Annotated in this window: 19 protein-coding genes; 1 reads left to right on the top strand and 18 read right to left on the bottom strand. The window is 72.2% G+C overall.

Going from position 1 to position 13441, the window contains the following annotated elements; translation table 11 throughout:
* Positions 1-5 precede the first annotated feature (5 nt).
* From ACG04R_RS19970 to flgB, 3 genes are read right to left on the bottom strand one after another with little or no spacing between them, the layout of a single operon-like run.
* Positions 6-680 carry a flagellar hook assembly protein FlgD gene (locus ACG04R_RS19970; protein ID WP_394414894.1) on the bottom strand — a complete coding sequence of 225 codons (675 nt, stop codon included), beginning with the start codon at positions 678-680 and terminating at the stop codon, positions 6-8.
* Positions 681-683: 3 nt separating this feature from the next.
* Positions 684-1103 (bottom strand): flagellar basal body rod protein FlgC, encoded by a 420-nt coding sequence (gene flgC / locus ACG04R_RS19975; RefSeq protein ID WP_394414897.1) that lies wholly within the window; start codon positions 1101-1103, stop codon positions 684-686.
* A gap of 14 nt (positions 1104-1117) precedes the next feature.
* Complete coding sequence (flgB, locus tag ACG04R_RS19980; RefSeq protein ID WP_394414900.1) at positions 1118-1480, bottom strand: flagellar basal body rod protein FlgB; 363 nt, start codon at positions 1478-1480, stop codon at positions 1118-1120.
* A 16-nt stretch (positions 1481-1496) separates the two neighbouring features.
* Here flgB and flgA point away from each other — a divergent pair, with 16 nt between their 5' ends.
* Positions 1497-2171 (top strand): flagellar basal body P-ring formation chaperone FlgA, encoded by a 675-nt coding sequence (flgA, locus tag ACG04R_RS19985; protein WP_394414903.1) that lies wholly within the window; start codon positions 1497-1499, stop codon positions 2169-2171.
* Positions 2172-2173: 2 nt separating this feature from the next.
* Here flgA and ACG04R_RS19990 read toward each other — a convergent pair whose 3' ends face one another.
* The 15 genes from ACG04R_RS19990 to ACG04R_RS20060 form a co-directional block, all read right to left on the bottom strand.
* Positions 2174-2866, bottom strand: a complete 693-nt coding sequence (locus tag ACG04R_RS19990; RefSeq protein WP_394414906.1) for a glycoside hydrolase family 73 protein — start codon at positions 2864-2866, stop codon at positions 2174-2176.
* Positions 2853-3296, bottom strand: a complete 444-nt coding sequence (locus ACG04R_RS19995) for a flagellar protein FlgN (RefSeq protein ID WP_394414909.1) — start codon at positions 3294-3296, stop codon at positions 2853-2855. The genes ACG04R_RS19990 and ACG04R_RS19995 overlap by 14 nt, the downstream gene beginning before the upstream one ends.
* Positions 3293-3568, bottom strand: coding sequence for a flagellar biosynthesis anti-sigma factor FlgM (gene flgM / locus ACG04R_RS20000; protein ID WP_394414912.1), 276 nt, complete (start codon positions 3566-3568; stop codon positions 3293-3295). Before flgM ends, ACG04R_RS19995 begins: the two co-directional genes overlap by 4 nt.
* Positions 3569-3602: 34 nt before the next feature.
* On the bottom strand, positions 3603-4535 hold the full coding sequence (locus tag ACG04R_RS20005) for a flagellar motor protein MotB (protein ID WP_394414914.1): 933 nt from the start codon (positions 4533-4535) through the stop codon (positions 3603-3605).
* A complete protein-coding gene (gene motA / locus ACG04R_RS20010; protein ID WP_394414917.1) occupies positions 4525-5454 on the bottom strand; it encodes a flagellar motor stator protein MotA in 930 nt (309 codons plus the stop codon). The genes ACG04R_RS20005 and motA overlap by 11 nt, the downstream gene beginning before the upstream one ends.
* A 16-nt stretch (positions 5455-5470) precedes the next feature.
* Positions 5471-6211, bottom strand: coding sequence for a FliA/WhiG family RNA polymerase sigma factor (locus ACG04R_RS20015; protein WP_394414920.1), 741 nt, complete (start codon positions 6209-6211; stop codon positions 5471-5473).
* A 7-nt stretch (positions 6212-6218) separates the two neighbouring features.
* Complete coding sequence (locus tag ACG04R_RS20020; protein ID WP_394414923.1) at positions 6219-6668, bottom strand: flagellar basal body protein; 450 nt, start codon at positions 6666-6668, stop codon at positions 6219-6221.
* A gap of 7 nt (positions 6669-6675) precedes the next feature.
* The gene (locus ACG04R_RS20025) at positions 6676-7785 is read right to left on the bottom strand and encodes a flagellar hook-length control protein FliK (protein WP_394414926.1); all 1110 of its coding nucleotides are present in this window, start codon (positions 7783-7785) and stop codon (positions 6676-6678) included.
* Complete coding sequence (locus ACG04R_RS20030; RefSeq protein ID WP_394414929.1) at positions 7782-8117, bottom strand: hypothetical protein; 336 nt, start codon at positions 8115-8117, stop codon at positions 7782-7784. The genes ACG04R_RS20025 and ACG04R_RS20030 overlap by 4 nt, the downstream gene beginning before the upstream one ends.
* Positions 8110-8496: a flagellar export chaperone FliS gene (fliS, locus tag ACG04R_RS20035; protein WP_394414932.1), complete on the bottom strand. Its 387-nt coding sequence runs from the start codon at positions 8494-8496 to the stop codon at positions 8110-8112. The genes ACG04R_RS20030 and fliS overlap by 8 nt, the downstream gene beginning before the upstream one ends.
* A 4-nt stretch (positions 8497-8500) precedes the next feature.
* Positions 8501-9892, bottom strand: coding sequence for a flagellar filament capping protein FliD (gene fliD / locus ACG04R_RS20040; RefSeq protein WP_394414935.1), 1392 nt, complete (start codon positions 9890-9892; stop codon positions 8501-8503).
* A gap of 82 nt (positions 9893-9974) precedes the next feature.
* Complete coding sequence (locus tag ACG04R_RS20045; protein WP_394414938.1) at positions 9975-10418, bottom strand: hypothetical protein; 444 nt, start codon at positions 10416-10418, stop codon at positions 9975-9977.
* Positions 10415-11734 (bottom strand): flagellar protein export ATPase FliI, encoded by a 1320-nt coding sequence (gene fliI / locus ACG04R_RS20050; protein WP_394414941.1) that lies wholly within the window; start codon positions 11732-11734, stop codon positions 10415-10417. The genes ACG04R_RS20045 and fliI overlap by 4 nt, the downstream gene beginning before the upstream one ends.
* A complete protein-coding gene (gene fliH, locus ACG04R_RS20055) occupies positions 11734-12435 on the bottom strand; it encodes a flagellar assembly protein FliH (RefSeq protein WP_394414944.1) in 702 nt (233 codons plus the stop codon). Before fliH ends, fliI begins: the two co-directional genes overlap by 1 nt.
* Positions 12432-13439, bottom strand: a complete 1008-nt coding sequence (locus tag ACG04R_RS20060) for a FliG C-terminal domain-containing protein (RefSeq protein ID WP_394414947.1) — start codon at positions 13437-13439, stop codon at positions 12432-12434. The genes fliH and ACG04R_RS20060 overlap by 4 nt, the downstream gene beginning before the upstream one ends.
* Positions 13440-13441: the final 2 nt, after the last annotated feature.

The raw sequence follows: 13441 nt of genomic DNA on the forward strand, positions 1-13441 counted from the left end.
GTGGATCAGTTGGAGGCGGTGCTGGTGGTGGCCGGGCGGCCTTCGAGTCGGGTGATGGCGCTGCTGGCCACCTCGCCCACGCCCGCGAGCTGGGCGAAGACGCTGCCGTCTTGCCCCAGGCGCACGCCCGACAGCAGGGCTTCGGCCTCGACGGGCAGGCTCTGCCTGTCGGCGTTGCGCACCTGGACGCTGTAGCTGCCCGCAGGCAGGCCCAGCGCCTTGGGGTCGACGGTGAAGCCCTGGTCGCCGGCGGCCAGGTCGCCCAGCGGGAAGCTCTGCGTGGCACCGTAGGGGTTGGTGAAGACGATCTCGATGCCGGTGCTCTTGGCGTCGAGGTTCACATGCAGCGTCACGGGCTGGCCGTCCAGCTGCAGCTGGCTCACGCCGGCCCGCACCACGCTGCCCACCTGGGCGCCCAGCGCCATCATCTGCAGGCCGTTCAGCGTGCTGTTGCCGGCCTTGCCCTGCGTGACCAGCTGCTGCATGGACTGCACCTGGCTCAGCTGCGCGAGCTGGCTGACGAACTGGCTGGGGTCGTTGGGCTGCAGCGGGTCCTGGTTCTTGATCTGGGCCACGAGCAGGGTCGTGAACAGGCTGGTCAGGTCACCGTTGGTGCTGACGCCGCCGCCCAGCAGGCTGGCGCTGCCGGTCGAGGTGACGGAGGAGGTGGTGGTGCTCATCGCTCACTCCCCCAGCTTGAGCAGCGACTGCTGCATGGACTTCACCCGGCCCAGCACCTCGATGTTGACCTCGAAGGCGCGCGACGTCGCCATCATGTCGGTCATCTCGGCCACGGGGCTGACGTTCGGGTAGAACACCTCGCCCTGCTCGTTGGCCAGCGGGTTGTCGGGCTCGTAGGCCTTGCGCATCGGCTCGGTGCTCTGCACCACATCGAGCACCTGCACGCGCATGCCGGTGCTGCCCTGGCCCACGCCGTCGGTGGCGGGCAGGGCGGCGAACACCGGCTTGCGGGCGTGGTAGGCCGCCTCGGGCGTGCCGGCGGCCGACTGCGCGTTGGCCAGGTTGCTGGCCACGGTGTTCATGCGCACCGTCTGCGCCGCCAGCGCGGAGCCGGCGATCTGGGAAATCTGCTTGAAGGACATGCCGTGTTCCTGCCTTACTGGCCGTTGATGGCGCGTGCCAGCGCCTTGAGTTCGAGGTTGGCGAAGCTCAGCGACGTCTGGAAGTCGAGGGCGTTCTGCGAGAAGGCCGCCTGCTCGACGCCGATCTCCACCGTGTTGCCGTCCTGCGCCGCCGCATAGGGCACGCGGTACTGCGGCTCGTTGCTGTCCAGTGCGAGGCCGCCTGCTTCGTCGCCGGCCGCGGCAGCCTGGAGGCGCGAGGCAAAATCGATGTCGCGCGCCTGGTAGCCCGGCGTGCTCGCGTTGGCAATGTTGGACGCCAGGATCTTCGTGCGCTCGGCCCGCAGCTGCAGCGCTTCGCCATGGATGCCCACGGCCTTGTTGAAATCGATGCTCATGCGCCGGATTCCTCTCTTGCTTTCGTCAATCGTTGTGAGCGCGGCGGCCCAGGCAGTACCGGCCAGCCTCGACGACCAGGTGCTCGAATTCACGCGCCGCGCCCTGCTGGACCAGGCCCAGCGCAGCGGCTTCATTGCGCCCGAGGTGCAGCTCAGCCTGCCGGCGCTGCGCGCGCAGCGGCCGGCCTGCCCGGCGGGCTGGGACATCGGTGCGGAAGACCTCGGCCGGCTGCTGCGCCTGCACGTCGTGGCCCGCTGCGCCGACGGTCGCACGCCGCCGCAGGACTACCTGCTGCGCGGCACGCTGAGCGCCGAGGTGCTGGTGGTGCTGCGTGGCGTCGCGCCCGGCCAGCCGCTGGCCGAGGCGGACGTGGAGCTGCAGCGCCGCGACATCAGCACCATGCCCGATGCCGTCTCCGGCCTCGCGGCCGTGGCCGAGCTGGTGCCGCGCGCCAGCCTGCGCGCCGGCCAGGTGCTGCAACAGCGCCTGCTGCAGGCCCAGCTGCTGGTGCGCCGCGGCGAGGCCGTGCGCATCGTCGCCAACCGCGACGGCATCGACGTGCAGGCGGCCGGCGAGGCGCTGGACAGTGGCGCGCGCGGCGCCGCCGTGAAGGTGCGCAACAGCGCCAGCGGCCGCGTGATCGTCGCGCGCGTCGTCGATGCCGGCGTGGTGGCGCCGGCCGATCGCTGAGCTCATCGCGAGCCTCCCTGCAGGCGCTGGGTCACGCGGGCCAGCTTGTCGGCGTAGGCCGGATCGGTGGCGTAGCCGCCACGCTGCAGCGCCAGGCCGTAGGCCTGGGCATCGGAACCCGTGCCGAGGGCGGCGCGGTAGCGAGGGTTGCTGCCCAGCAGCCGGGCCAGGTCCAGGAAGGAGGCCGATGCATCCTCGTAGGCGCGGAAGGACGCGTGCTGGGCACGGCCCTGGCCGGCCTCGAACTCTGTGGTGTCGGCCTGCACCGTCTCACCGCGCCAGCTGCTGCCGGCCTTGATGCCGAAGAGGTTGTGGGCGTCGCTGCCGTCGTCGCGGCGCAGCGGCTGCCGGCCCCAGCCGGACTCCAGCGCCGCGTGGGCGACCAGCACCTCGGGCGCCACGCCGAGCCGGCTCGCGGCCTCGCGGGCCAGCGGCGTCATCGTGTCGGCAAAGGCCTGCTGCTCGGCCGGTGAGGCGGTGTCGCCCGGCGCCGTGCGCAGCGCGTGCACCAGTCCTTCCGGGCTCAGCGCCGGCGCCGTCACGGCGCTGCCCGAGCCGTTCTCGATGAACTGCCGCACCTCGGCCTGCAACTGGCCGTAGAGCGCGCCGAAGCCGCCGCCGCCGACCTGCGGCGCGACCGCGTCCACGGGGTTCCAGCCGGCGCCCGGGGCGCCCAGGCCTTCAAGGCTGCGCATAGCTGGCTTCCGGCTGGCCGAGCAGGCGTTGCATCAGCGCGTGCTGCTCGTGGATCAGCTCGCAGTTGCGCAGATTCAGGCGCTTGCAGTCCACGGTCAGCTGTTCGAGCTGGCCACAGACCTCGGCCAGGCGCTCGCGCAGCGGCAGCGGCACGGCGGCCGGCAGCCGGGCAGCCAGCGCGCGCAGGCCCGGGCGCTCGCGCCGGCCGGCCAGCTGGGCCAGCATGCCGTCGCGCGATTCGCGGCGTGCGTCGATGCCTTCGACCTGCGTGACGATGCGCCCGGCGAGCTGGTCCATGCTGGCAGCGTGGTGCGCCAGCGCGGCGTCGAACTGGGCGTCCAGCAAGGTCCGCAGCTCGCGGTAGCCCTGCACGTCGCGGGTCAGCACGTCGATCAGCTGGCGCAGCACGCGGTTCAGCGGCGTGGTCACCGGCCGCCTCCGTGGTAGCGCTGCACGAGGCGCGCGAGGCGGTCGGCGTCGAACTGGATCTCGCCGCGCGCGAGTGCGTCCTTGAGCTCGGCGACCTTGTCCATGTCCACCTCGGGCAGGGCGGCCAGCTCGGCCTGCGCGGGCCGCAGCACGCCGGATGCCAGGTCGGCCGGTGCGCGGGCCGGCGTGACGGGCGCGGCGGCGCGTTCGGTGGAGGCGACTTCGGTGGTCTGCACCACGCCGGCGGCGGGGCCTGTGCCTGCGATTCTCATGATCGATCCTTTGGACTTGGTTCGCATCCCGGCCTCACGGTGCCAGCGCGGGCGAAGCGGGTTGCAGGGATGCGGCCGACACGCCGCCGGCCGTGGGGCCGTACATGGCGGTGATGGCGCGGCTCTGGGCGCTGGTCAGCACCATCAGCTCGATGCGGCGGTTGGCGGGCGCCTTGGTGTCTGCGGCGTCGACGGGCGCGGTGTCGGCCATGCCGCTGACCTGCAGCACGCTGGCCTCGGGCATGCCGCCCGCCAGCAGCTCGTAGCGCGCCGCCATGGCGCGCTGCGTGGACAGGCCCCAGTTCGAGAAGGCGCCGGGCGTCTTGTCGCTGTAGGCGGTGGCGTCGGTGTGGCCGGTGACCAGCAGGCGGTTGCGGACCTGCGCGAACACCGGGCCCAGCCGGTGCAGCAGCGTGCGCATGCGGCGGCTCGGCACGATGCCGCCGCGCTCGAACATGCCGTTGGCCTCGGTGTCGTGCAGCTGCAGGCGCAGGCCTTGCGCGGTGACGGTGGTCTGCAGGTTGCCCGACAACCCCTCGGTGGCGGCGATGCGCTCGATGCGCTGGGCCAGCTCGCCGAGCTGCTGCGGCGAGTCGAGCAGGACGGCCTCCTGCGGATAGGGGCGGGGATCGCGTGCGCCGTGGTCGGGCTCGCCGGCGCTGGCGTCCTCGGAGCGCGCGGGCACCGGGAAGCGGTCGATCATGCTGCCGCGCGTGCCCATGGACATGGTGTCGGACATGCCCTGGCCGTCTTCGAGCAGGTTGGCGCCGGCGCTCTTCATGACGACCTGCATGCGCTCGGCGTTGCGCGAGGCCAGCAGCCACAGCACGAGGAAGAGGCACAGCAGGGCCAGGCAGAAGTCGGCGAAAGCGACCTTCCAGGCGCCGCCATGGACTTCGTCGTGCCCGCGCCGGGACACGCGCTTGACCACGGTGGCGTGGCCGACATCGTGGAGCTTAGGCTGCACGGCGTTCCTCCCCCGGCATGCGGTCGGTGGCGCGGCGGCGCGGCTGTTCCTCGGCCTCGGCCTCGCCGAGCGCGTCGATCCAGCCCTCCAGCACCGAGAAGCTCGGCTTGGCGTTGAGCTGCACGAGGCGGCGGCCCGCGTCGATGGCCAGCAGCGCGGGCTTGCCGGCCACGTGCGTGACCAGCACGACCTTGACCGACTCCAGCGCGGCCAGCTCCTCGTCGACGAGCTGCTTCATCATGTTGGACAGCGGGTCCAGCACGCCGTAGCAGAAGAAGATGCCGATGAAGGTGCCGACCATCGCGGCGGCCACCATCACGGCGATTTCGCCCGAGCTCGCGCCCGCGGCCACGTTGTTCATCGCCATGACGATGCCCAGCACGGCGGCCAGGATGCCGAAGCCGGGCATGGCCTCGGCGATCTTGTGCAGGCTCTTGGCGGGCTGGGCCAGCTCGTCGTGGATGGCTTCGAGCTCCTGCTCGAGCACGCCTTCGAGCTCGTGGGCGTTGATCTTGCCCATGGCCATCAGGCGGAAGTTGTCGACGATGAAGTGCAGCAGCTTGGGCTCGTTCAGCACCATCGGGTAGCGCTGGAACAGCACGCTGTCGTGCGGCGCCTCCACGTGGGCATCCAGCGCCTTGAGGCCGCCGGCTGCGGCCTGCAGCAGCTCGTACATCAGCAGCAGCAGCTGGCGCTGGAACTCCTGGCCCAGCTTGCGGCGGCGCAGCACCTTGCGCAGCTGCAGCAGCATCTCCGACAGCACGTGGCGCGGGTTGCCCAGCACCAGCGCGCCGACGGCGGCGCCGACGATGATGAGCAGCTCCACCGGCTGCCAGATCACCTGGAACTCGCCACCGTGGATCACGAAGCCGCCAAAGACGGCGCCGAGGATGATCAGGATTCCGACGAAGGATTGCATGGGGGTTCCTCGGGCTTCAGCCGGCCTGCAGGACCGCGCGCATCTTGCGCAGGGCCGCCTTGTTGATCTGGGAGATGCGCGCCTCGCTGAGATCGAGCACGGCGGCGATCTCCTTCAGGCTGGCGTCGTATTCGTAGTAAAGCTGGATGACCTTCTGCTCGCGCTCGTCGAGCTGGCGCAGTGCCTGGGCCAGCGAGCGCGTGACCATCAGCTGCGCTTCGGGCGTGCGCTGCTCGCTGGGCAGCTCGCTGAGCTCGCCCAGCATCTCGTCGAAGCTGGCCATCTCCTCGGCCACCTCGGCCTGCTGCAGGGCCAGCCAGGCCTCGGGCGTGAGCTGCAGCTCCTTCAGGATCTCGGCCTCGGTGGGCTGGCGGCCCAGGCGGCGCGTCAGCGCGCGCAGTGCGTCGCGCTGGCGGTGGCTGTCCTGGCGCACGGTGCGGGGGCGCCAGTCCTGGCGGCGCAGCTCGTCGAGGATGGCGCCGCGCACGCGCAGCGAGGCGAAGGCGCCGAAGCCGTCGTCGGGCTCGCCGTAGCGGCGCAGCGCCTGCAGCAGGCCCATCAGGCCGACCTGTTCCATGTCCTCCCGGTCCATGACCGCGCTGGCCTGCGGGCCGAGCTGGCGCACGACCCGCTTGACCAGCGGCGCGTAGCTGCGCAACGCGCGCTGCTCGGCCTGCGGCGACAGGCGCACCGGCGCGGGCTGGGCCCACTCGCCGTAGGCGGCTGCGTCGGGGGTGAGGACGGGGAGGGCCGACATCGGTCGCTTACTCGATGATCATCCGGCCGACCAGCGCCTCGGCGAACGGCGGCTTGCGGCCGTCGGCCTCGTAGCTCTGCACATACGCGCGGTTGAGGGCCTGGGCCACCTGGTCGATGCTCATCGCGGTGGCGGTCTGCAAGGTGTTGACCGACAGGGCCTTGACGGCCACCGTGCGCAGCAGCGGCAGGTGCTCCTTGGCGCGCGCCTCGTCGCGCGGCTCGGCCTTGAAGACGATGTCGATGGCCATGTAGTGCGGCACGGCCTGGCCCTGCTCGCCGCGCAGCATCACCAGCACCTTGTCCAGCGACACGTACTTGTAGTCCACGGCCTTGCGCGCGCGCGCCGCGGCGTCCGTGGGCGTGGTGTGCGAGGTCCACCACCACCAGCCGCCACCGGCGCCGGCCAGCAGCGCGAGGGCGACTCCGCCGATCAGCAACTTGGTCTTGAGCTTCATGTCCGGGTCATCCGTTCAGGGAGGTGGCGGTGTGCGCCATGCGTTGGGCGAAACCGCTGGGGGGCTGTCCGTCTTCGTCGCGCGCGCGGGCCGGCGCACGGCGTTCGGCCTGCTCGCGCGGGTCCTGCTGCGATTGCCCTGCCGCACCGTCGCGGCCGCGGCCTTCCGGACCGACCGAGCTGCCGGCCGACACCTGCACGGACACCTCGCCCGTGTGGCGCTGGACCAGCTCCTGGCGCAGCGGCTCGCTGATCTGGCGCAGCTGCTTGCCCACCTCGTCGTGGCTGGCGCTCATCTGCACCTGCAGCACGCCGCCCTGCTGGCGGATCTCGATCTCCACGCGGCCCAGCTGCGGCGGCGCCAGGTGCAGCACTGCCTGGTCGCCGTTGCGCGCCGCGATCTGCAGCTGCAGCCGGTCGCCCAGTGCCTGCAGCAGCGGCTGCTGCCAGCTGTCGGGCGTGCCGGGCGCCAGCTGCAGCGGCGCAGGCGCGGCACTGCGCGGGTTGTTGGAGAGCGCGGCCGTGTCGATGCCCAGGCTGGCCAGCACGGGCGTGAAGCCGCTGGCCGCATTGCCGGCCGGGCTCACCGGACCGGGGGCGGCCGGCGCGTCGGAGGCCGGCAGCGGTGTCTCGGCCACGGCAGCGGTCGATGCCGGCGCCGATGCGATCGCGGCGATGCGGGGCAGGTCGACGGGCAGCAGCGCATCGGCGAGGGCGTTCGCCGGCAGCGGGGCGGACTGCGTGAACGGCAGCGGAGCGGGCCCGGCGGCCAGGGCCGGTCCCGGCTGGGCGCGTGGCGTGGCGGCAGGCTTGGCGCCGGTGTCGGCCCCCGCCACCGGCACGGCCGGAACCTGGCCGCTCATCTGCGCCAGGCAGGCCAGCAGCTGGGCGGGGTCCTGCACGGGCAGGGCGGTTTCCGGCGCCGGCGCTTCGGTGTCGGCGGCCGGAGCTGCGGGCGTGGTGACCGGCGTGGGCGCGGCGTCGGGCGCCGGCGCCGTCAGCACGAAGCGCGGTGCGGCCGTGACGCCGGAGGGCGCGGCGACGGGCGTCGCGCCTGCGGCGGCGGGTGACATGGCCAGGGGAGGCATCGCCAGGGGGCGGGCGGCAAGCGGCTTCATGCGGCGCGCTCCTCGGGCATCCAGTCCTGCGAGCCGGCATAGGCCTGCCAGCCTTCGCGGTGCTGGCGCATCTGCTCCAGGGCCTGGTCCAGGCGCCGGACTTCCCGCTGGCAATCCAGCAGGGCGTTCTCGTGGGCGGTGCACAGCTGCTTCCAGGCCGCCAGTTCGGTGGGCTTGCAAAGGCCGGGGTCGAATCCGTCGAGCAGCGAGGCGACCTCGGCGTCCAGGCGCATCAGCGCGGACCAGTTGCGCGCGCGCGCGGCTTCGCGCAGGCAGCTGCCCATGCCGATCAGCTGCGCGACGCTGCTGGCGTTGAGCGGGGACTTATCCATGGCGGGCCTGCACGCCTTGCCAGCCGCCACGGATCTGCGACATCAGCCGGGTGACCTCGTCCAGCGGCCCGACATCCATCTCGATGCCGGACGTGAACAGGCGCCGGGCGCAGTAGTCGTAGAGGCGGGCGAGGTTCTGCACGACCTCGCCGCCCCGGTCCATGTCCAGCGCGCTGGACATGCCGTTGATGATGCCGACGCACTTCTCCAGGCTCCTGGCCTTCATCTCGTAGCGGCGCGCCTCGATGTGGGCGCGGGTGCGGGCCAGCTCGTCGAGCAGGCCGTCCATCAGCACCAGCACGAGCTGGACCGGAGAGGCCTGGGCGGTCTGGGCGTTGAGATGCGTGCTCTGATAGCTCTGGTAGGCGTCGTAGCTCATGTCATCAGGAAGATTTCAGCGCGTCGAACATGCTGCTGGTTTGGGACATCTGCGTCTGCACGGCCTGCAGGCGCGTGAACTGGTCCAGATAGCGGGAGTAGGCGTTGTTGTATTGATCGGTCAGCTGCGCCTGCTGGTCGGCGATGAGCTTGCCGATCTGCTGCTGCGACAGCTGGCGCTGCTGGATCTGGCCGCTGGTCGCGTTGGTCCAGCGCTGGGCCAGGCCGCTGAGCGCGCCGAGCAGGCCGCTGGGCGCGGACAGGCTGGCGTTGCCGAGCACGTCGTCCAGCGCCGTCGGGCTGGCATCCAGCGCCTGCTTGAGCTTGTCGCTGTCCAGGCTCAGCGTGCCCTTGCGGTCGGCGCTGACGCCCAGCTTGAACAGCGTCGAGCCGCCATAGTTCTGGCGCAGCAGGCTGGTGAGCTTGTCCTGCAGGCTGCGCACGCCGGCGTCGTTGGCGAAGGCGCCGGTGGCCGTGCCGTCGCTGCCGATGGCGGTCAGGTTGTCCAGCGACTTCTTCAGCGTGTTGTAGGCGTTGACGAAGTTCTGCACCTGGCCGGCAGTGGCGCTGTTGTCGCGGGCCACGGTCAGCGTGGCCGGTGCGGCGCTGGCTGCCTGGGCGGCCGTGAGCGTCAGCGTCACGCCGGGGATGGCCGTCACGGTGTTGCTGCCCTGCTTGACGTAGACGCCGTTGATCGTGGCCTCGGCATCCAGCGCGGGTGTCAGCTGCGTGGCGCTGGCGAAGGACACGCCCGGCACGAGTTCGCCGGCCGTCGTGGCGCCGCTGCCGTCCGTGTAGCTGATCGACGCGATGCCGCCCTGCGCGCCGCTGGTGCCGGAGGTCAGCGTCAGCTGCGTCACCGGGTTGCCGCCCGCGTCGGTGCCGGACACGACGTTGGCCGTGGCCTGGCCGCCGGCCTGCTGGTTGATGGCGCGCGCGATGTCGCCCGCGCCCATGCTGCCGCCGGCCGCGCTGAGCGTGACGGTGGCGGTCTTGCCGTTGGCGAAGGTGATGGTGATCGTCGAGCCCGGCTGCGGCGGCGACGGCACGATGGTGTTGGGGATGTTGGCGAAGGCGATCGAGTGCTGCGTCGCGATCTGGGCCACGCTGATGGCGTAGCTGCCCGGCACGGCCGTGCTGCTGGCCTTGGCCGTGGCGACGGTGCTGTCGCTCAGCGTGGCGCTGTACGCGGTGACGCTCTGGCCCGGCAGGCTGGACAGCCCGCTCATTGCGGTGCTGAAGCTGCTCAGCGCCGACTGCAGGCCGCTGAGCGCCGTGTTGGTGCTCTGCACGGCCTGGCTGCGCGTGTTGAGCAGCTGCTGCATGTTCTGCACCGAGGCCTGCGCCAGGCTGGTGGCGGTGGTGACGGGGTCGAAGCTGGTGGTGCTCAGGCTCATGGGGCGTTCCTTTCGGCTCGTGGAGAGGGTTCTCCACAGCTCAGGGCGACCCGCGCCGGCGATTGCTTAAATCGGAGGCAGTTCATGCGCGGCCTCCTCGTTGCCAGCTTTGCGCGGCCACGGCGTCCTGGGCCTTCTGCTCCTGGCGCCGTGCGTCCCGGGCCAGGCGTTCGCCGACCTGGTCGCGGGCCTGGGCCAGTGCGGCTTCGCGGCGCACCTCGGCCATCAGCTCGGCCCGGGCGGTGGCCGCAGCGGCCTGGCCGTTGGCCAGGGCCTGGCGCTGGCTGCGGGCCAGGTCCAGCACGCGGTCCTTGTAGGCCGCGTGGTTGGCCAGCAGCGTCGCGGTGAGGCGGCCGTCGGCCGGCGCCGGCGCGGCGCTGTCGGCCAGCATCTCGAGCCGGCTCACCGTGCCCGCGATGCGTTCGCACAGGCGCTGTTGCTCGGCCAGCCGTTGCTGGGCCTGGTCGCGCGAGCGCTCGCGCAGCGCGTGCAGCTGGTCGAGGTTGGCGTGCAGCTGCCGGCTCATGACGTCAGCTCCCGCAGCTGTTGCAGGCAGCCTTGCAGCGGCGCGCTCTCGCGCGTGCCCTGGTGCAGGAAGGCTTCCATGCGTGGCCAGAGCTCCACCGCGCGGTCCACCGCCGGGTCGGCGCCGGGCACGTAGGCGCCCAGCGGCATGAGCTCGCGCACCTGCTCGTAGCGCGCCAGCAGCTGCTTGAAGCGGCGGGCCGACTCCTGCTGCTCGCGGCCGGCTACCAGGCTCATGCAGCGGCTGATGGACTGGGCCACGTCGATGGCCGGGTAGTGGCCGCGCTCGGCCAGCGCGCGCGACAGCACGATGTGCCCGTCCAGGATGGCGCGAGCCGTGTCGACGACCGGGTCCTGCTGGTCGTCGCCCTCGGCCAGCACGGTGTAGATGGCGCTCATGCTGCCGGGGCCTTCGCCGTTGCCGGCGCTCTCCACCAGCTCGGGCAGCTGCGAGAACACCGAGGGCGGGTAGCCGCGCGTGGCCGGCGGCTCGCCCAGGGCCAGGGCCACCTCGCGGCGGGCCATGGCGTAGCGTGTGAGCGAGTCCACCAGCAGCAGCACGTGCTGGCCCTGGTCGCGGTAGTGGGCGGCGATGCTGTGGCACAGCTCGGTGGCGCGCTGGCGCATCAGCGGCGACTCGTCGGCCGGCGCCACGACGACGACCGAGCGGGCCAGGCCTTCGCGGCCCAGCGACATCTCGATGAACTCGCGCACCTCGCGTCCGCGCTCGCCGATCAGGCCGACGACGATGACGTCGGCCACCGTGTTGCGCGTGATCAGGCCCAGCAGCACGCTCTTGCCGACGCCGGAGCCGGCCATCAGGCCCACGCGCTGGCCGCGGCCGAGGGTGAGCAGGCCGTTGATGACGCGCACGCCCACGTCCAGCGGCTCGTGCACGTTCTGCTTGCGCAGCGGGTTCACGCGCGGTGGCGTGGCCGGCAGCAGGTGCTCGCCGCCCAGGCGGCCGAGGTCGTCGATGGGTTCGCCTAGGCCGTTGACCACGCGGCCCAGCCACTCGGGGCCGATCATCAGCGGTGCGCGCTCGTTCGCCGGCAGCACGCGGGCGCCGGGCACCAGGCCCTCGGGCTTCTTGAACGGCATGACGTAGGCCACCGGGTCGCGGAAGCCCACCACCTGCGCGGAGATCCAGTCGCCCGCGCCGTCCTCGCCGACTCGCTCGATGAGGCAGCGCTGGCCGATGCGCAGCGCGCAGCCGCTCACTTCGAGCAGCAGGCCCGTGACGGCCTGCAGCCGCCCGGTGGGCGTGGCGACGGGCACCTCGTCCAGGGCCACGCGGCGCAGGGCGTTGGAGAGCATCAGGCGGCCTCCGGCTGGAGCGCGGGTGCGGCCGGCTCGTGCAGCTGTTCGCGCACCTGGCGCATGCAGGCGTCCAGGCGCTGCGCGCAGCCGGCGTCGGCCTCGCGCGAGCCGGCCAGCACGCGGCATTCGCCAGGCTGGAGCTGGGCGTCGGCCTGCAGCCGCCATTCGCGGGCACGCTCGGGTGCCAGCTCTTCCAGGCGCTGCAGGTCTTCGGGGTGCAGGTGCACGCGCACCTGTTCGCGCGGCACGGCCGGCATGGCGGCGAGGGTCTCGTCCACCAGGGCCAGCAACTGGGTCGGGCGCAGCGTCAGTTCGGCGCGGATGACCTGGCGGGCCACGCGCTCGACCAGGTCCACGACCTCGCGGCGCAGCGCGTTCTGGTAGTCGTCCTGCAGTTGGCGCAGTTGCCGCTGCAGGTCCTCGACGGCGGCCAGCGGGCCGGCGAACCGCTCGCCGGCATCGGCGCGCGCGCGTTCCCAGCCCTGCTGGAAGCCCTGCTCCTCGGCGATGCGGCGCGCTTCCTCCTGGCCGGCGGCCAGGCCGCTGGCGTGACCCTCGGCGTAGCCCTTGCCCATGCCTTCCTGGAAGCCGTCGGCGAGCGCGGCCTGCAGCTGCGCACCGGCCAGGCCGGCGACGCGCTCGTGGCCCTGGCGCAGCTGCAGCAGCGGCGGAAAGCGATGAGGCCGCGTCGTGCTCATTCGACGGAGGCCTCGGCGAACAGCTGGACCTGGATCTCGCCGGCGTCGGCCAGGGCCTTGAGGCGGGCGATGATCTCGGCGCGAGCCTGCTCGACGCGGCTCTTGGGCATGGGCCCGCCGCGGCGCATCAGGTCCTCGAAGGCCTGGGCCTGGCGGCGCGGCATGACGGCGAGGATGGCGTCGCGCACCGGCGCTTCGGCACCCTTGAGCGCCACGGCCCAGACCTCGAGCGCGACGTCCTCGACCAGGCGCAGCAGCGTGGCCTCGCTCTGACGCGAGAGCATGAAGAACTCGTACATGCTGACCTCGATCTCGCCGACGACCTCGGGGTCGTGGGCGCGCAGCAGTTCGACCATCTGCTGGCGCTGGCCGGGCATGCGGTTGAGGATCTCGGCGACCTGGCGCACGCCTTCCACACTGGCGCCCTGCTGGCCCAGGCCGGCGATGCAGCGCTCGACCATGTCGTCGAGCTCGTGCAGCAACTCGGCGTCGACCTCGCTCAGGCGGGCCATCTCCAGCAGCACGACATCGCGCAGGAACTCGGGCAGGGCCTCGATCACGGCACCGGCCATGCTGCTGGGCAGGAAGGCCAGGAACACGGCCTGCATGCGCTGGTGCTCGCGCGAGATCTGCTCGGCCAGCCACTTGGGCGAGGCCCATTGCAGGCGCTGCATCTTGGGACGGATGGCGTCGCCGTAGATGCTGTTGAGCACGCTGCTCGCGATCTCGCCGCCCAGGGCCAGGTCCAGCGAGCGCTTGAGGTAGCTGCGCGAGGCGCCGTGCACGCCGCTCTGCTCGCGGTAGTCGTCGAAGAACTGCTGCAGCGAGGTCTTGACCCAGTCCACCTTGATGCCGGACAGCCGCGACATCACCTGGGTGACGCCCAGCAGCTCGTCGCGCGCGAGGCAGCGCAGCACGGCGGCGGCGGGTTCCTCGCCCATGCACAGCAGCACGATGGCCGCGCGCTCGACGGGGCTCAACGAGGCTGCGCTGGTCGGCAGCATGA

Source organism: Pelomonas candidula (assembly GCF_043555985.1).
Taxonomy (GTDB): Bacteria; Pseudomonadota; Gammaproteobacteria; order Burkholderiales; family Burkholderiaceae_C; genus Pelomonas; species Pelomonas candidula.